The 17421-nt window shown below is 59.8% G+C and carries 15 protein-coding genes; 13 read left to right on the top strand and 2 right to left on the bottom strand.

Annotation, left to right across the window (positions count from 1 at the left end; translation table 11 throughout):
- Positions 1-19 precede the first annotated feature (19 nt).
- Together PW789_RS20130 and PW789_RS11845 are read right to left on the bottom strand one after the other, a co-directional pair.
- The gene (locus PW789_RS20130; RefSeq protein ID WP_367182545.1) at positions 20-322 is read right to left on the bottom strand and encodes a hypothetical protein; all 303 of its coding nucleotides are present in this window, start codon (positions 320-322) and stop codon (positions 20-22) included.
- The gene (locus tag PW789_RS11845) at positions 319-4563 is read right to left on the bottom strand and encodes a glutamate synthase-related protein (RefSeq protein ID WP_367182544.1); all 4245 of its coding nucleotides are present in this window, start codon (positions 4561-4563) and stop codon (positions 319-321) included. The genes PW789_RS20130 and PW789_RS11845 overlap by 4 nt, the downstream gene beginning before the upstream one ends.
- Positions 4564-4733: 170 nt before the next feature.
- Here PW789_RS11845 and PW789_RS11840 point away from each other — a divergent pair, with 170 nt between their 5' ends.
- From PW789_RS11840 to PW789_RS11785, 13 genes are all read left to right on the top strand, one after another.
- The gene (locus tag PW789_RS11840; protein ID WP_299376412.1) at positions 4734-5174 is read left to right on the top strand and encodes an ArgR family transcriptional regulator; all 441 of its coding nucleotides are present in this window, start codon (positions 4734-4736) and stop codon (positions 5172-5174) included.
- A gap of 34 nt (positions 5175-5208) precedes the next feature.
- The gene (gene argC / locus PW789_RS11835; protein ID WP_299377858.1) at positions 5209-6285 is read left to right on the top strand and encodes an N-acetyl-gamma-glutamyl-phosphate reductase; all 1077 of its coding nucleotides are present in this window, start codon (positions 5209-5211) and stop codon (positions 6283-6285) included.
- Positions 6282-7064, top strand: a complete 783-nt coding sequence (argB, locus tag PW789_RS11830; RefSeq protein ID WP_299376409.1) for an acetylglutamate kinase — start codon at positions 6282-6284, stop codon at positions 7062-7064. The genes argC and argB overlap by 4 nt, the downstream gene beginning before the upstream one ends.
- Positions 7061-8314: an aspartate aminotransferase family protein gene (locus PW789_RS11825; RefSeq protein WP_299376406.1), complete on the top strand. Its 1254-nt coding sequence runs from the start codon at positions 7061-7063 to the stop codon at positions 8312-8314. Before argB ends, PW789_RS11825 begins: the two co-directional genes overlap by 4 nt.
- Positions 8307-9413 carry an ornithine carbamoyltransferase gene (argF, locus tag PW789_RS11820; protein WP_299376399.1) on the top strand — a complete coding sequence of 369 codons (1107 nt, stop codon included), beginning with the start codon at positions 8307-8309 and terminating at the stop codon, positions 9411-9413. Before PW789_RS11825 ends, argF begins: the two co-directional genes overlap by 8 nt.
- A gap of 33 nt (positions 9414-9446) precedes the next feature.
- Entirely contained in the window at positions 9447-10343 is an 897-nt protein-coding gene (argH, locus tag PW789_RS20125) for an argininosuccinate lyase (protein ID WP_367182568.1), read from the top strand.
- 146 nt (positions 10344-10489) lie between these two features.
- The gene (locus tag PW789_RS20120) at positions 10490-10933 is read left to right on the top strand and encodes a hypothetical protein (RefSeq protein ID WP_367182542.1); all 444 of its coding nucleotides are present in this window, start codon (positions 10490-10492) and stop codon (positions 10931-10933) included.
- A gap of 7 nt (positions 10934-10940) precedes the next feature.
- Positions 10941-11540 carry a GNAT family N-acetyltransferase gene (locus PW789_RS11810; protein ID WP_299377855.1) on the top strand — a complete coding sequence of 200 codons (600 nt, stop codon included), beginning with the start codon at positions 10941-10943 and terminating at the stop codon, positions 11538-11540.
- 242 nt (positions 11541-11782) lie between these two features.
- Positions 11783-12391 (top strand): TetR/AcrR family transcriptional regulator, encoded by a 609-nt coding sequence (locus tag PW789_RS11805; protein ID WP_299376396.1) that lies wholly within the window; start codon positions 11783-11785, stop codon positions 12389-12391.
- A gap of 47 nt (positions 12392-12438) precedes the next feature.
- Positions 12439-14226, top strand: coding sequence for a long-chain fatty acid--CoA ligase (locus PW789_RS11800; RefSeq protein WP_299376391.1), 1788 nt, complete (start codon positions 12439-12441; stop codon positions 14224-14226).
- Positions 14227-14296: 70 nt separating this feature from the next.
- Positions 14297-15112 (top strand): HAD family acid phosphatase, encoded by an 816-nt coding sequence (locus tag PW789_RS11795; RefSeq protein WP_299376387.1) that lies wholly within the window; start codon positions 14297-14299, stop codon positions 15110-15112.
- A gap of 28 nt (positions 15113-15140) precedes the next feature.
- On the top strand, positions 15141-16190 hold the full coding sequence (locus PW789_RS11790) for an MBL fold metallo-hydrolase (protein WP_299376383.1): 1050 nt from the start codon (positions 15141-15143) through the stop codon (positions 16188-16190).
- 74 nt (positions 16191-16264) lie between these two features.
- Positions 16265-17302 (top strand): 6-phosphofructokinase, encoded by a 1038-nt coding sequence (locus PW789_RS11785; RefSeq protein ID WP_299376379.1) that lies wholly within the window; start codon positions 16265-16267, stop codon positions 17300-17302.
- Positions 17303-17421: the final 119 nt, after the last annotated feature.

Genomic DNA, 17421 nt, shown 5'->3' with positions numbered 1-17421 from the left:
TCTCAAACATTATTTCTGTTTATGCCTGCGGCTTTGGCATCAGGCGTACGAAGGACTGAGAGACCTTCTGCCAGTCTCCGAGGAGCGTCTTGGCCAGACCACTGTCGGTCAGAGCCACATGCTCTTCGATCAGGCTACGCAGGCTCTCCTGGACTTCGGCCTCGAGCGTAGCGAAAGGCTGCGGTTCGATAAAGTCCGGATGGAACCTTCCCTTGGAGATGAAGCTGCTGTCCGCGTCGTAGATCCATGCGACGCCACCTGTCATGCCGGCGCCGAAGTTGAGTCCGGTGGGACCAAGCACGATGGCTGTACCGCCCGTCATGTACTCGCAGCCGTGATCGCCGACACCTTCGACGACATTGCCACAGCACCGGAGTTACGCACGGCGAAGCGCTCACCAGCACGGCCAGCTGCAAAGAGCCGTCCTGAAGTAGCGCCGTACAGGGCAACATTGCCGATGATGACATGCTGTCCGCTGTCCTGCGCAGCCAGGCCGCGGGGACGAATGATGATCTCGCCGCCCGAGAGGCCCTTACCCACGAAGTCATTAGCCTGACCGTCGAGGATGATCTGCATACCCTCCGCGGCAAAGGCTCCAAAGGACTGACCGGCGGTGCCTTCCAGGCGGAAGGTGACGTCGGCGTGCAGATCGGCCTGAGCGCGACGCAGAGAAAGCTCCCCGGCGAGGCGTGCACCGACCGAACGATCGCAGTTGGCGATGTGCGACTCGACAACATACGGCCTGCCAGCCTCGACGGCTTCGATCGCAGGAGCAACCCACTGCTCGTCGATCGGAGGCTTGGGTTGCGGTTGATCGTTGCGTCCCCCCATCCAGCGACGCGGTCCGTCACCGGGTTGTGCCAGCATGGGCGAAAGATCGAGGTTGCCATCGAAGCGGACCTGCTCCAGCAGATCGGAGCGGCCGACGGCAGCCTCGAGCGAAGGCAGACCGTAACGGGCCAGCAGGTGCTGGACGTCAGCGGAGATCTGCTCGAAGAAGCGAACGACGTGCTCGGGCTTGCCGCGGAACTTCGCCCGCAGTTCGGGCTTCTGGGTAGCGATGCCGGTGGGGCAGGTGTTCAGGTGGCACTGGCGCGCCATATCGCAGCCCAGGACGACCAGGACCGCGGTACCGAAGGCGTACTCATCCGCTCCCAACAGGGCAGCGACCAGCACGTCGCGTGCGGTGGCGATGCCGCCATCGGTACGCAGACGCACGCGGCCACGCATGCCGTTCTGGATGAGCACTTGCTGTGCCTCGGAGAGGCCAAGCTCCCACGGGTTCCCGGCGTACTTGATGCTGGACAAGGCAGCCGCGCCGGTGCCGCCGGTATTACCGGCGATGACGACGTAATCGGCATAAGCCTTGGCGACGCCCGCTGCGACTGTGCCGACGCCGCAGCCGGAGACCAGCTTCACACCGACGGTGGCCTTCGGGTTGACGCGCTTGAGGTCATAGATCAGCTGCGCCAGGTCCTCGATGGAGTAGATGTCATGATGCGGCGGAGGCGAGATCAGCGACACGCCGGGCTGCGCGTGACGCAGGCGAGCGATCAGGCCGCTGACCTTGTGACCGGGAAGCTGTCCGCCTTCACCAGGCTTGGCACCCTGCGCGACCTTGATCTCGATCTCCTCGGCGTGTGCCAGGTACTCGGCAGTGACGCCGAAGCGGCCCGAGGCGATCTGCTTGATCTTATTGTTGAGCGAGACGTGGACCGCAGGTGCCGCAATGACGGGCTCGGCAACCGCCACGCCTCCCTGTGCATGCATCTCGGCGCTGGTGCCACCAGCAGGAGGCGTCAGGCCGGCATCGGTCGGATTCGTCCGGTAGACGGCAGAATCCTCACCGCCCTCGCCCGTGTTGGAGCGAGCGCCGAGCATGTTCATCGCAGCTGTAATGGTCTGGTGAGCCTCGGGGCTCAGTGAACCCAGCGACATGGCGCTGGCAATGAAGCGCTTGGTGATGTTAGCTGGTCCTTCCACCTCATCGAGTGCAAGCTCGGGACCGGCAGGGCGAATCTCCAGCAAGTCACGCAGCACCGCGGGATCGCGGCTGATGACGTCCTTGGTGTAGATAGCGAACGCTGCTGCCGGATCGGTCGGCTGCGGCACGTTGCGTGCGCTGCCGACGACAGATTGCAGCGCCTTGACCGTGGGCGGCTGCCAGGCATGGGGCTCGGAGAGTTCAGCCTTGCGGAAGCGGACCCAGCCGTAGTCCGGCAGGTCGGTTCCAGCCACAGGCACGGCGCTCTCGGCCGGGAGCCAGGTATGGCGCAGCTGACGCTCTACCTCGGCGAAGCCGATACCCGAGAGGGGAGCCGGGGTATTTGGGAAGCAGCGTTCCACAATGGTGGAGTGCAATCCAAGGATGTCGAACTGGCGGGCGCTGCGATAGCTATCGACCACGGAGATGCCCATCTTCGACATCACCTTGGCGAGGCCGCCGTCGAGCGACTTGAGCATCTTCTTCTCGGCGGCAGCTGGCTCGGTGCCTGCAGGCGCCAGACTGCGCGCCGTCTCAAGCATCAGCCATGGGCAAACTGCTCCGGCGCCATAGCCGATGAGCACGGCAGCGTGGTGGATGTCGCGGCAGTCACCGGCTTCAACTGCGATGCCGGTGAGGGTGCGGATTCCGGCTGCAACCAGTGCCTGGTGCACGGCTCCAGTTGCCATCGCCATCGGAATCGGCAGCTTCTCCTGGCTGGCACGCCGATCGGTCAGAATGAGCAGGCGAGTGCCGTTGCGCACCATGTCGATCGCCTGAGAACAGATCGCATCCAGTCCCTGAACCAGAGTGATCGACGGGGAGAACACACAGTCCAGTTCGGCGAGCTGCAGGTCCTCTACGTGCGGATACTGCTTCTGGCGCAGAGCCTCCATCTGCCCTAGCGAAAGGAAGGGCGAAGAGAGCGAGAGGCCTGGGAGGGGAGCATTCTTGTCCAGAAGATGAGGCCACGGGCCGAGGCGCGTGTGCATCGAGACGACGATGGACTCACGCAACGAGTCGATCGGCGGATTCGTCACCTGCGCGAAGCGCTGGCGGAAGTACGCATACAGTGGACGCGGAGTGCGTGCCAGGAAGGCGAGCGGCGTGTCGTCGCCCATCGACCAGATGGCGTCCTTACCCTCTGCGGCCATCGGCTGCAGGATCATCTTGACGTCTTCGCGGGTGTAGCCAAAGCCACGCTGTACCGCAGATACAGCCGCTGCATCGCCGTAGGGAGCAGCCTCAAGCGGAACAAGTGGAGCATCTTCGAGCAGCTTGGCGTAGCCCATGTTGCCGTCGAAGAAGCCAGCCAGCGTCTCGTCCTCGTAGAACTCCTTCTTTTCGAGGTCGATCAGCAGCATCTGGCCAGGTCCGAGACGGCCGGAATGTGTCACTTCGTTCGGATCGAGGTCGACGAGACCGGCCTCCGATCCAGCAACAACGAGTCCGTCCCTGGTGACAGCGAAGCGGCAGGGGCGCAAACCGTTGCGGTCGAGCGCGGCGCCGATCAGGCGGCCATTGGCAAAGGCGATCGCCGCCGGGCCGTCCCATGGCTCGGTGCAGTCGGAGTGATAGCGCAGGAACGGCGAGGAGTGACCTTCAGCGGAGGCAGGCGGCATCACCATGCGTACAGCTTCGGCGAGGGTACGGCCGTTGTGCGCTATCAGTTCGATGGCCTCATCGAGGCTGGTGGAGTCGGTACCACCCTGGGTGAGCACAGGCTTGCACTCGACCGGAAGCGTAGAGTCGCGGGCCGCCATGCGGGCGCGGTTGCCCCATACGGTATTGATCTCTCCGTTGTGTCCGAGGGTGCGGCCGGGCTGGGCCCGGTGCCATGTGGGAAGGGTATTGGTGGCGTAACGCTGATGGAAGACGGCGAACGGCGTGACATAGTCCTCTGCCGTTAAATCAGGATAGAAGGCAGCGAGGTCTGTGCCGGTACACATTGCCTTGTACACGATGGTTTCGGTGGAGAGACTACAAACATAGCCATCGACGTCGCCCTGCTCATGAGCAAGCTCAAACTGCTTGCGGGCAAGATACAGGCGGCGCTCCATGGTGCCCGATTCGGCGCCTTCAGAGTCGGCCACCAGCACCTGACGGATCTTCGGCATGGTCGAAAGCGCCATCTCGCCAAGGTATTCGGTCTTAACGGGTACGTCGCGCCAGGCGAGGACCTTGAGGTCCTGCGAGGAAAGGCAGCGCTCGATCAGAGCTTCGACACGAGTCTCTTCCTCCGGGATGAAGAGCATACCTACGCCCAGCTGCGCTTCAGGCGCCAGCGAGATGCCGGCCTCACGAAGCAGCAGGGAACGAGGGACGTTAGCCAGTACGCCGACACCATCCGAACTCTTGCCGTCGGCAGCAGTGGCGCCACGATGCGCAAGGCGGCCCAGGGCGGTTAGCGCCTGTTTAAGGATGGTATGAGTCGCTTCAGCCTTAATAGAGGCAACAAAACCGACGCCGCAGGAGTCATGGTCAAAACGCTCATCAATCAGGGATGGCGTAGACGCATTACCGCGCGCGCGGGAGGATAAAGGCTTAGGAGCAGAGACGTGTGCGCAAGGCCGGTCCATAGTTCACTATACGTCCGGTGAATAAAAGTGTCACCGGAGATACCTTTCCGTCAAGGTGTGTTTAGGCTGACTCCTCGTGGAGTCATTGCATAAATATACACCAAGGATGTATATTTATGCAGTCCGGCAAATGACCTATCTACCGGGCAGATGGCAGAAAATAAACAAGAATGAAACAACAACGTCATACCGTTATTCGTGAACTGCTGGGAAAAGGTCCCATTTCCAGTCAGGACGAACTGCGGAAAAAACTTGCGGGGCGTGGTTACCATGTTACACAAGCAACCCTCTCCCGCGATATGCATGAGTTGAGATTGTCGAAAGGGCCGGATGGATATTCGCTCTCAAACGGCAACGGAGATGAGGATGATTCGCTGCCGGGCATCCGTGAGGTGCTGGGCAGCTTTGGACTTGAGGTACGCCAGGCGATCAATCTTTTGGTGCTGATTACGACAACAGGCGGCGCCCAGCCGATCGCAGCGGGCATCGACTATGAAGACTGGCCCGAGGTGGTGGGAACCATTGCGGGCGACGACACCGTACTGATGATCTGCCCCGATGTGGAGCAGGCAGCGAAGCTGAAGACACGAATAGAAGGGTACCTTGGCTAATCAGGGAGTGGAGAGATCGACGGAGGCCGCGAAGCTGAAGGCGGCTGGAGCGCTCGTGCCGCAGGTAGCGATCGCCGGCGTCAGTGGATATGCAGGTGGGGAACTGGCGCGCCTTTTGCTGCGCCATCCCGGCATGCAGGGAAGCGCGCCGATATTTCTGGGCCGGGCTGGAGAGACCTCCGGTGTGACCACGACGATCGAGGAGATCCATCCTCACCTGGCGATGATTGCAGCTCGCCCATCGCATGCCGTTGAACCATTTAATTGGGACCGCCTGGTCGATGCCGGCACCAAGATTCTGTTTATGGCGACGCCGCATGAGCAATCGCGGGAGTGGGTTCCCGAGGCGATCGCTCGCGGTATTCGCGTCGTCGATCTGAGCGGTGCATGGCGTCTGAAGGAAGATGCCAACCGCGCTGTCTATAAGCTCACGGATGCCGACGCATCGGTTGCCGCGAAGCTGCAGGCCGAGGCGGTCTTTGGCTCCCCGGAACTCCATCGCGAAGAGATTCGCACGGCTCGTCTGGTTGCCAATCCCGGCTGCTACTCGACATCGGTGATTCTTGCGCTTGCTCCTCTTACGCGTGCCGGTGTGATCGATCTTGATCGTGGCATCATCTGCGATGCAAAGTCTGGTGTCAGTGGCGCAGGTAAGGCGCCGACTTCGAAGACGCACTTTATGTCTGCGGCTGATAATCTTTCCGCATATGCCGTCTTCGGGCATCGCCATACAGGCGAGCTGCTGGAGCAGCTGCATGTGGCGGCCGACCAGATTCAGTTCACCCCGCACCTGCTGCCGATTCCGCGAGGCATTCTTTCGACGATCTACGTGCGTCTGAAGAAGAAGACCGCAGTCGAGGAGATCAGTGGGTTGTTTAGCGATTTCTACGAATCAAGCCCGATGGTCAGGCTGCATGCGACGCCGCAGCTGCCGCAGATTCAGCACATCGTGCGCACGAACTTCTGCGATATCGGCTTTACGCTTGCCGAGGACGGACAGAGGCTGGTGATCGTCTCCTGCCTCGACAATCTATTGAAGGGTGCAGCCGGACAGGCCGTACAGAATATGAACGTAATGTTGGGTTGGAAGGAAGAGGAGGGTCTGCTGTGAAATTCGTCGTAAAGCTTGGCGGCGCGGGCCTGGAGAATCCGAAGTTGCTGCATGCCGCTGGTAAGGCAATCGCCGAGATGGTAGCCGATGGCAACCAGGTCGCCGTGGTGCATGGTGGTGGTGTTCAGCTAACCAAAACTCTGGCGCAGTTGGGCAAGAAAAGTGAATTTATCTCGGGCCTGCGCGTGACCGACGCGGAGACGCGTGATGCTGCATTGATGGTGCTCGCAGGCCGCGTGAACAAATCGCTGGTCGCATCGCTGGCCTCGCACGGACAGTCTGCCGTCGGTCTCTCCGGGGGCGATGGGCATGTCTTTCGCGCTCGAAAGAAGAAGACGAACCCCGATCTCGGTTTTGTCGGAGAGATTGCGGCGACCGACCCTCGCTGGCTGGATGCAATCTGGACGATGAAGGCTGTTCCTGTGATCAGCTCGATCGCACTTGGCTTCGACGGCGAATACTACAATGTGAACGCGGACGAGATGGCTGCAGCGGCGGCGATTGCAACGAAAGCGGACGCTCTCATCTTTCTTACCGATGTGCCCGGAGTCAAGGGCGCGGATGGCAGCGTGATGCGCTGGGTGACGCTGGCGCAGATTCCCCTGCTTGAAAAGCAGCAGGTGATCTTCGGAGGCATGCTGCCCAAGCTCAATGCCTGCCGTCAGGCGCTACTGGGCGGCGTCAAGCGTGTGCGCATTCTTCCTGCAGAGTCCGCGGCACTGTTGCCGGACATCTGCTCGACGCGGGTCAACGACGGAACGGAGGTCATGGTCGCATGAGTCTGGCATCGATTCAGGCTGCAGAAAAGAAACTGCTGCTGAACACCTATGAGCGGAACCCTTATCTGTTTGTCAGCGCGAAGGGCGTTTATCTCCGCGATGAGAACGGGGACGACTTTCTCGACTTGCTGAGCGGCATCGGCGTCTCGGCGCTTGGGTATGCTCATCCGGCGATCGACAAGGCGATCGCGCAGCAGACGGCGACTGGCCTGCTGCATACGTCGAATCTCTTCTATCACCACGGAACGGCAGAGCTTGCTCTGAGACTGACGGAGATTAGCGGCATGGATCGCGTCTTCTTCTGCAACAGCGGCACCGAGGCCTGGGAGGCGGCGCTGAAGCTGGCCCGCGCCAACGCCACGAAAGCACGTGAAGAAGGCAAGACGATCGGTACGAAGTTCCTTGCCCTGGAGCATAGCTTTCATGGCCGAACGATGGGTTCTGTCGCGACGACGCACAAAGAGAAATACCGTACGCCGTTCGCTCCGGTGATGCCGGATGTCGAGTTTGTGCGCTTTAACGATGTCGCGGATCTACGCGCGAAGTTTTCAAGCGATGTCTGCGCCATCTGCCTGGAACCTGTGCAGGGTGAGGGCGGTATCCATCCTGTCTCGCAGGAGTTTTTTGCGGCTGCGCGCGAACTGTGCGACTCGACCGGGGCTCTGCTGATGGCCGATGAGATCCAGAGCGGTGTGGGTCGAACCGGAAAGTGGTTTGCATACCAGCACTATGGTATTCAGCCGGACGTCACCACACTCGCCAAGCCGGTTGCGGGTGGTGTGCCGATGGGGGCAATGCTATGTGTCGAAAAGGCTGCCGCGGCAATTACGCCCGGCATGCACGGTACGACCTTTGGCGGCGGCCCGCTGGCGTGTGCGGCGGCGATCGCCGTGATCGATACGATTCAGAACGAGAAGCTCCTCTCCCATATCCACGAGGTGGGCGGATTTTTCAAAAGAGAGCTGGAAGGCCTCATGAAGAGCCATGACAGCATCAAAGAAGTACGTGGCCTCGGCCTGATGCTGGGTATGGAGCTACACTCGGCTGAGCTTGCGAAGCAGATTGCAGCGCAGTTGATGGAGCGGCGCATTATTATCAACCGGACCAGCGAGACGGTCCTTCGCTTTTTGCCCCCATACATCCTCGAGCGTGAACATGTTGAAATGACAATAGCCGCTCTTGATGAATTGTTGAAGGCAAATACGGTACTTGCAGGCGTTGAGCCGGCGGGAGAGACGATACATGGGTAGCAAGACGGTTGTGATGAACGCAAAGTCAGACGGTGCCGAGGAGATTCCGGTGCGCAAGCCTCAGGTAAGCCTGGGCATTCAGTCCGATACGGCATTTAACGAGGCCGCCAAGCGCCTCTGTGGACGGGACCTTTGCTCGATCGGTGATCTGACGGTGGAAGAGACCGCAGCCATCATGGAGCTGGCGCATGCAGTGAAGAATCATCCGGAAGACTTCCGGCATGCTCTCGACGCCAAGCAGATGGTCATGTTTTTTGAGAAGGCCTCACTGCGCACGCGCGTTACCTTCGAGGCCGCAATCAATACGCTGGGCGGCAACGCGATCTTCGTCGATCAGACCCAGTCCCCATTGGGCGAGCGCGAGTCTTTGTCCGATATGGCGCGCAATCTCGAGCGTTGGATGAGCGTGATTGTGCTGCGCACTTATTCACACGAGACCATCACGGAGATGGCAGCGTGTTCGAAGGTTCCGGTCGTCAATGCTTTGTCTGACCTGGAGCACCCCTGCCAGGCAATTGCAGACTTCCTGACACTCGAAGAGCGCTTTGGCTCCGCTGAGGGGCTGCACTTCACCTACATTGGTGACGGCAATAATGTGTGCCACTCGCTGATGTTGATTGCCGCCCAGCTTGGTGCGCATTGCACGGTTTCGACCCCGAAGGGATTTGAGCCGAAGTTGGACATCATTCATAAGGCAATCGAGATTGCTGAGTCGACCGGCGGCAGCATCACATTGCAGCACGATCCAGTCAAGGCGGTCGAAGGCGCCGATGCCGTCTACACCGACGTCTGTACCAGCATGGGCTTTGAGCATGAGGCGACCAAGCGCGCTCCGATCTTCAAGCCCTATCAGGTTAATGAAGATCTGATGCAGAAGGCCCAGCAGGATGCGGTTTTCATGCACTGCCTGCCGGCACATCGCAACGCCGAGGTGACCGATGCCGTGCTCGATGGACCGCAATCGATCGTCTTCGACCAGGCTGAGAACCGCCTGCATGCGCAGAAGGCGATTCTCCTGATGCTGCTCGGCGGAGCCAAGCGGATTACCAGTGGGCGCGGACGCGGCACGCAGGCGCGCAAGCGGCCTTCGCTGACCTAACAGAAAGACAAGGAGCTCGAACACGTGAGCAAGATGTGGTCGGGGCGGTTCCGTGAACCGCTGGACCCGGCATTCGAAGAGTGGCAGCGTTCGTTTCCGTTCGATGTGCGGTTGCTTCCGCAGGAGGTAGCCGCCTCCAAGGCTCACGCGCGCGCCATTGCAGCTGCGGGAATCCTTACGGAAGCCGAGCTTGTGAAGATGCTGGACGGGCTCGACAGGGTCATCCCCTTCGCGCTGGAGGAAGCCGGAGCTGTATCCGGTCTCACTCCAGGTGCAGCTGCTGCCATCGTGGCTCTGCACCCCGAGGCGGAGGACATCCACCACTTCGTTGAGCTCACGCTGACGAAGGTCATCGGCGACCTCGCGCTTAAGCTACACACCGGTCGCAGCCGCAATGAACAGATCGCGACGGACATGCGGTTGTTTGTGCGCGATGCAATCGATGAGACGCTTGCCGGTACGGTCGCTTGGCGGGAGGCACTCGTAGACCAGGCGCAGGCAGCAGGCGAGGCGGTGATGCCGTCGTATACGCATCTTCAGCGTGCCGAGCCGGTTCTGATCGCGCACTGGCTGCTCGCGTATGTCGCAATGCTGGAACGAGACTTTTCGCGCCTGTCTGACTGCCGCGCACGGCTGAATCTGTGCCCTTTGGGGTCGGGAGCAATCGCTGGGGCGACTCTCAAGCTTGATCGAACGATCGCCGCTGAGGCGCTGGGATTCGATGGGCCGACGACCAACAGCATGGATGCCACCAGCGATCGCGATTTTGCGATTGAGTTCACGCAGGCTGTCGCAACTATCGGTTTGCACATCTCGCGCTTTGCCGAGGAGCTGACGCTGCATTCGACAGCCGAGTTCGGCTTCCTCGATCTGCCGGAGCGCTACTCGACCGGATCGAGCGCGATGCCGCAGAAGAAAACCCCGATCTGACGGAGCTGATTCGCGGCAAGTCGGGGCGCCTGCAGGGAGCGGCGATTACGCTGGCGACGATCGTCAAGGGACTTCCGCTGGCTTATAACAAAGATCTACAGGAAGGACAGCAGCCTGTCTTTGATGCCGCCGATACGATCACAGGCATGCTCGCGCTCCTCCCCGGCTTTACGCGCTCGCTGCGCTTCCGTGAGTCGGTGATGAAAACCGCATCCGCGCAGGGCTACCTGAATGCGATGGCTGCGGCGACCTACCTGACCTACAAGGGCGTTCCGTTCCGAAAGGCGCACGAGAAGATCGGAAATGCTGTCCGTTTCGGCCTGGAGACGGGCAGGGAGCTGAATGAACTGACGCTTGCAGAGCTGAAAGAGCTGGGCGAAGAGTTCGAGGCGGACTTCTTCGACGCGATCACGCTCGAGGCGACCCTGGACTGCCATGATGTCACCGGCGGTACGGCGCGTAACCAGGTGAAAGATGCTTTGCGAGGTGCATCGGCGAGGATTGCGACCGATAAGGCCTGGCTTGCATCTGTACACTTGAAGCTCGGGGCTGCATTGAAGCCCGGCGTGGAGCAGATTGCACGTGTCTAATGCGTCGCTGTTGCCGGTAAGCGAATCCACCTCATCCACTCGTTCGCGGGTTGGCGGTGCGGTGGTGCGCAAAGCGAAGCTTCCCGATGCCGTGAACATCTTTGAACTGGTTAACTCGCTCTCCGGGGACGGTACTCTGCTGCGCCGGAGCTATGCTGAGATTTGCGAGAATGTTCGCGACTTTTCGGTAGCGGAGAGTGAGAGCGGCGTCTTTCTTGGATGTGGTGCGCTTCATCTCTACGGGCCACATCTTGCAGAGGTCCGTTCGATCGTCGTGAAGCCGGAGGCCAAGGGGCAGGGGGCCGGCGGAAGGCTGCTGCGTGCGCTGCTGGAAGAGGCCGAGGACCAGAGCGTCACCTCGGTTTGCCTGTTCACGCGCATTCCTGACTTCTTCTTTCACTTTGGTTTCCGCGTCGTCGACCGGACCGTGCTCCCGGACAAGATCTACAAAGACTGCCAGACCTGTCCGCGTCTGTATGCCTGCGACGAGGTTGCGATGGCCCGCGGTCCTATTCCCAGGGTAGCCGTGCTGGGACCCAGCAAGTTCGATCAGCCAGAGCTTGTAAAGCTGCAGGCTGGGTCGATCGCGCCTCATCCTCAAAAGTAATTCAGGTTAACCGGTTGTCCTGCATCCCTCAAAAGGATGCCCGGACGTGCGCTTTTGGCATTGTTCCTTCGTCCGGGGACATGGCAGGCTCTCGCCCCGCTAAGGCGCATCCAACTATGGTGAATAGCAACTGTTGGGCGTTGTGGTTCCGTATTGGCAAACCCACGGCGATTCATTAGAGTTGCGGGGACCGGATACTTCCGGAGCGTGAGGCTGGTCTGAAACGGAAGGATGCAAGTCAGGTGGCAGCTGAAGAAAAGGCGGCCGTCCCGGGCAGCGAAAAGTACCAGCGCATCTTGGAGGCAGCGGTAGAAGTGATTGCAGAGCGCGGTTACTTCAACTCCCCGGTAAGTGAGATCGCCAAGCGTGCCGGAGTTGCGGACGGGACGATCTACCTCTATTTCAAGAGCAAGGATGACGTGTTGCGGACGGCGATCGACTCGACGTTCGAGGCGTTCTATCGCAAGGTTGAGGAATGTTTTCTGACGCTGAAGGGGCCACGCGAGCAGCTGGAGTTTATCGCCGAGGTTCACCTGTCGAGCCAGCAGTCCAACCGAAGCATGGCAATTCTGATGCAAACGGAGATGCGGCAGAGCGCCAAATTTATCGCTGAGTTTTCACATCATCATCTGGTGAAGTACATTCAGGTGGTTCGAGAGGTAATACGGCGCGGGCAGCAGGAGGGAATTTTTCGCCGGGACATCTCCGATGGCGTCGTTGCACACTGCATGTTTGGTGCGATCGACGAACTGCTGAGTACCTCTATCTTTACCGGACGAACCTACGATACAAAGACGACGGCTCATCAGGTGATCGATGTCCTGATGAATGGAATTGCGAAGGACGCATAGTGGCGATAACTGCCTGCGTGCAGGCGAAGAATGCGAGAGGTTGCTGAATGTTTCATCTGCGAACAGTAAACGATGCTTTTGGGCTGGCCACGGGGCGCGGCGCGCACATCGTCATGCAGGGGCAGCGGGCGGCAGCCGAGTGGGAGCCGATCAGCTCCACACAACTGTATGGCCGAGTTCGCGCACTGGTTGAGGTCTTTCGTGGCTGGGGTCTCGAGCGCGGAGATCGTGTCGCGTTGATCTCTGAAAACAGATGGGAGTGGCAGGTCACGGACTTTGCTGCGCTGGCGATGGGCTGCGTAGACGTACCACTCTACCTGACGCTGACGCCGGAGCAGCTGAAATACATGCTGCAGGATTCCGGAGCCAAGGTCGTCGTGGTCTCCTCCGCAGAACTGTACGAGCGTGTCGTTGCTGTGGGCGAGCTGCCGGAGTTGGAGCACGTCGTGGTCATGGATGCAGGCGAGTTTCCCGGCGCCGAGAGCTTCGCCACTCTCATGGAGAAGGCTCCCGCGTTGGAACAGAAGAGCGCGGAGTTCGATGCCATGGTGCAGGAGGCGAAGCCCGAGGATCTGGCAACCATCATCTATACCTCGGGTACAACCGGAGAACCGAAGGGCGTCATGCTCACGCATGGCAATCTGGCCAGCAATCTCAATATTTCAACCGGGCCACTAGGCTTGAGCGATCGGGACGTCAGTGTCTCATTTCTCCCTCTCTCTCACGTCACGGCTCGGCACATCGACTATGCCTTGCTCTGTCACGGAACCAGGCTGGCGTATTGCGGCAAGTTCGATCAGCTGCCCGAGGCGATGAAGAAGATCCAGCCGACATTCTTAGTCGCGGTTCCGAGAGTCTACGAAAAGATCAGGCAGGCTATTGAATCGAAGTCAGCGGCATCGCCACTGAAAAACCGCATCTTTCAGTGGGCGCTCGGTGTTGGCAAGGCCAATCGCGCGCAGATAATTGCTGATGTTGAGCCAAGCTCGCTGAGCTGGAAGATCGCCAACAAGCTGGTCTTCAGCAAGATTGCGGAGGCCTTTGGTGGCCACGTGAAGATCTTCATCGCTGGAGGCGCTCCCCTCGGCATCGACACCGGCACATGGTTTGCCGATGTCGGTATCGTTATCTTCGAGGGCTACGGCCTGACCGAAACCTCGCCAGTCATCGGCGTGAACTATCCCGGGGCCAATAAGCTCGGCACGGTCGGCAAGCCGCTGTCTAACGTGCAGTGCCGGTTTGCCGCGGACGGCGAGCTTGAGGTGAAGGGACCCTCGGTCTTCATCGGTTACTGGAACAAGGAGAAAGAGACGAAAGAGGCCTTCACTCCCGATGGCTTCTTCCGCACCGGCGATATCGGCCATATCGATGCGGACGGCTTCCTCTCCATCACGGATCGCAAGAAGGAGCTATTGAAGACCAGTGGCGGAAAGCTGATTGCTCCGCAGCCGATCGAGAACAAGCTGAAGGCCAACATGCTGGTCGCTCAGGCCGCCCTGGTCGGAGACAAGCATAAGTATGCCAGCGTGCTGATCTCGCCGAATCTTGCAGCACTCAAGGGATGGGCACAGTCCCAGGGCGTGACGGCAGAAGATGCGGCCCAGCTGGTGAAGCATCCACGAGTCATCAAGGCGTACGAAGAGATCGTGGCAAAGGTCAATGAGGGCCTGGCGCACTTTGAGAGCATCAAGCGTGTCTGCATCGTCCCGGAGGAGTGGGCCGTGGAAGATGGCACGATGACGCCGAGCATGAAGCTCAAGCGACGCATCATCAATGAGAAGTATGCGAAGGAGATCGCTGAATTTTACGCCGATGAGGCAACATCGAAGGGGTAAGCCGGGTCATGGTATAGCATTCGGTATACCGAAATATCTTCGAGCGGAGTGCCTTCCGTCGGGAGCAACGATGACTCGTTTTCTTCGCCTGTTGTGTGTCCCTTTTCTGTGTACAGCCGTAGGTCTCTGCCAATCTCAGCAATTGACTGCGCCGTCCTGCCCAACTGTTGCGGGAGCCCGGCCGGTCAGCATTACACCGGCGAAACGTCCGACGGATGAGCAGATTAAGGCGACTGCGGAAGCCGCCGCCGCCGACCCCAGCGTGATGGTTGCTGCGGAGCCAATTGGCAACTTTGGCGTCGCACGCTATCGTCTTGCGGATTACGCCGAATGCACCGGCGGCGGATGTTACTGGGCTGATCTCGATGCGCAGACGAAGCGGGCTGAAGCGGTGCTCGATCGCGCTCTCGCAGCTGCGAAGCCGGGCGAAAAGCTGGCGATGGTGCTCGATATCGACGAGACCTCCCTGTCTGGCTTCTGCGAGTTTCGTAGGGAAGACTACGGTTTTCTGTTGGCCCAGTTCAATCGCTGGGTGGTGTCTCCTGAGGCGTCTATGCCGATTCCCGGCACGCTGCAGCTCTATCAAAAGGCGCGCGCCGCAGGGGTCGAGGTCTTCTTTATCACCGGTCGCTGGGAGGAGCAGCGGGAGGCGACTGCGAAGAATCTTGAGCTGGCCGGATACAAGGGATGGAAGGGACTCGCTCTCAGGACAGGCCCTCAGAAGAAGATGACGACGGTCGATTACAAGAGCGAGGAACGAAAGAAGATCGTAGATGCTGGCTACCGCATCGTATTGAATATGGGTGACCAGTGGAGTGATCTGAACGGCGAGCCACGCGGAGAGATCAGCGTCAAGCTGCCGAATCCGTTCTATTATCTCCCGTGATACTGTACGACTGGCACGGAGGACGGAGATGAGTCTGGAGGATGTGGCCGCAGAACGCAGGACCTTTCTGCGGCGCGCAGAGCGCACGGAAAAGAAGTACCTGAACCCGGTTCCTACATCAGTGGGGGGCTGGAGGACACTGCGCGATGCTCTGCCTGAGTATCTGCGCAACAAGGAAGAGAAGTTTCCGAAGACTCCCCTGGGACCGTTCCGGACAGACGCCGCGATTTACGAGACACCATCTGCCAGCGGTCTTCGTGTGACGTGGATGGGGCACTCTTCGACTCTTATTGAGATCGACGGAGTGCGCGTGTTGACTGATCCGGTGTGGGATGAGCGCGCCTCTCCGCTACGCTGGGCAGGGCCGAAGCGTTTCTTTGCCCCGCCCCTACCTCTCGAAGCCATGCCTAAGCTCGATGTGGTGCTCATCTCGCACGATCACTACGATCACCTGGGAGAGTCGACGATACGAAAGCTTGCTCGTCTGGGCCATCTTCGCGAGACCGAGTGGATTACCTCTCTCGGTGTGGGAGAGGTTCTGGAGCAATACGGCGTTGCGAAGCGCCGCATCCAAGAGCTGGACTGGACCCAGAGTTGCAACGTGAGCGCCTCGTCCGGCGAGCTTGAGATCACTGCCGTTCCGACCCGCCACTTCTCCGGGCGCAGCATGTTCAACCGCTTCGAGACGCTTTGGTCAGCCTTTGTCCTCAAAGGGAGGCAGCACAAGGTCTACTTCGGTGCAGACTCCGGCTGGTGGCCCGGCTTTGCCGAAATCGGTGCAGAGTATGGCCCGTTCGATCTCACCATGCTCGAGATTGGCGCCTACAACGACCTGTGGAAGGAGATCCACCTCGGTCCCGACGGAGCGGCGAGGGCTTTTCTGGATCTGGGTGACAAAGGCCTGATGATGCCCATCCACTGGGGTCTCTTCGATCTGGCTCTGCACGGCTGGCGCCAACCCATCGAGCGCATGCTGGAGGTTTCGGCGGAGACGGGAATCCAGTTGTGGTCGCCAGCCCCGGGGCAGCCGTCTGACGTCTTCGCCGGGACGCCGCTTCAGTCCGACTGGTGGCGCTGAACCCTGGTCGCACCTGAAGAGTGATCCCTCCCTCCGGTTGCGGTATCATGCTGCCGGTTTGAGAGGAGGGTTCGATGCGTATTGGAATGCTGACCGGTGGCGGCGACTGCCCGGGTCTGAACGCTGTAATTCGTGCTGTCGTTCGCAAGGGGATTCTCCACTACGGCGATGAGTTCGTCGGCTTCATGGAGGGCTGGCGCGGCGTTCTGGACGACGCAACCATGCCGCTCAACATGGAGACAACCTCAGGCATTCTCCATAAAGGCGGAACGATCCTTCGCTCCTCCCGGACGAACGTCAAGAAGATCCCCAATGGTTTTGAAACCTGTCTCCAGGTTATTGCCAGTCACAAACTAGATGCCCTCATTGCGCTGGGAGGAGACGACACGCAGTCGATTTCACTGGCTCTCAGTGAGCGTGGCGTGAAATGTATCGGTGTCCCCAAGACGATCGACAACGATCTCAGTGGTACGGATGCCTGCTTCGGCTTCGATACAGCAGTCACTATCGCGACCGAGGCGATCGACCGACTTCACTCAACAGCCGAAGCGCATAATCGCGTTCTGGTCTGCGAGGTGATGGGACGTGACGCGGGATGGATCGCAATCACCTCGGGTATCGCAGGAGGAGCGGACGTCATCCTGGTGCCGGAGGTTCCGATCGATATCGAAGAAGTATGCCGGCTGCTGCGCTATCGGTACGATCACGGCAAGAAGTTTGCCATCGTCGTCGCGGCAGAGGGGGCGAAGTTCCCGGAGCGGGAACAGGCTTCTCAGGGAGCGGCCGTCGATGCCTTTGGCCATGTCCGGCTCAGTGGAATCGGTCAGCAGTTGGCCGAGGAGATCGAAAAGCGAACCGGCTTCGAGACCCGGAGCGTCAACCTTGGTCATACGCAGAGGGGAGGCACCCCATCAGCCTATGACCGCATGCTGGCAACACGCTACGGGGTCCGGGCCATCGACCTGGCGCACGAGGGTAGATTTGGCCGCCTGGTGGTGCTCAAGGGGACGCATATCTCTGATATTCCTTTGTCCGAGGCGATCGCCAAGACGCGGACCGTGGATCAGGACCTGCTCGATGTCATGACCAGCCTGGAGCCTCCTAGAAGGTAGTTAGCGTTTAGTTATCAGTTATTTGCTGGTAAACATCACAAAATAATCGTTGTGCTTCAGGGCAAAAGGGGATACAAAAAGTGTGCTGGGCTTCGACCGGTGGTTTCGGTTTTTGCCCG

The organism is Edaphobacter sp., assembly GCF_028283685.1.
Lineage (GTDB): Bacteria > Acidobacteriota > Terriglobia > Terriglobales > Acidobacteriaceae > Edaphobacter.
This window is presented reverse-complemented; position numbering and strand designations above follow the sequence as displayed.

Excerpts from the sequence above, each read along its gene's own strand:
- PW789_RS11790 (WP_299376383.1), top strand. The coding sequence starts at position 15,141 with ATGAGTCTGGAGGATGTGGCCGCAGAACGCAGGACCTTTCTGCGGCGC.
- PW789_RS11825 (WP_299376406.1), top strand. The coding sequence starts at position 7,061 with ATGAGTCTGGCATCGATTCAGGCTGCAGAAAAGAAACTGCTGCTGAAC.
- PW789_RS11795 (WP_299376387.1), top strand. The coding sequence starts at position 14,297 with ATGACTCGTTTTCTTCGCCTGTTGTGTGTCCCTTTTCTGTGTACAGCC.
- PW789_RS20120 (WP_367182542.1), top strand. The coding sequence starts at position 10,490 with ATGCTCGCGCTCCTCCCCGGCTTTACGCGCTCGCTGCGCTTCCGTGAG.
- argH (WP_367182568.1), top strand. The coding sequence starts at position 9,447 with ATGTGGTCGGGGCGGTTCCGTGAACCGCTGGACCCGGCATTCGAAGAG.
- PW789_RS11840 (WP_299376412.1), top strand. The coding sequence starts at position 4,734 with ATGAAACAACAACGTCATACCGTTATTCGTGAACTGCTGGGAAAAGGT.
- PW789_RS20130 (WP_367182545.1), bottom strand. The coding sequence starts at position 322 with ATGACGGGCGGTACAGCCATCGTGCTTGGTCCCACCGGACTCAACTTC.
- PW789_RS11845 (WP_367182544.1), bottom strand. The coding sequence starts at position 4,563 with ATGGACCGGCCTTGCGCACACGTCTCTGCTCCTAAGCCTTTATCCTCC.
- PW789_RS11800 (WP_299376391.1), top strand. The coding sequence starts at position 12,439 with ATGTTTCATCTGCGAACAGTAAACGATGCTTTTGGGCTGGCCACGGGG.
- argF (WP_299376399.1), top strand. The coding sequence starts at position 8,307 with ATGGGTAGCAAGACGGTTGTGATGAACGCAAAGTCAGACGGTGCCGAG.
- PW789_RS11785 (WP_299376379.1), top strand. The coding sequence starts at position 16,265 with ATGCGTATTGGAATGCTGACCGGTGGCGGCGACTGCCCGGGTCTGAAC.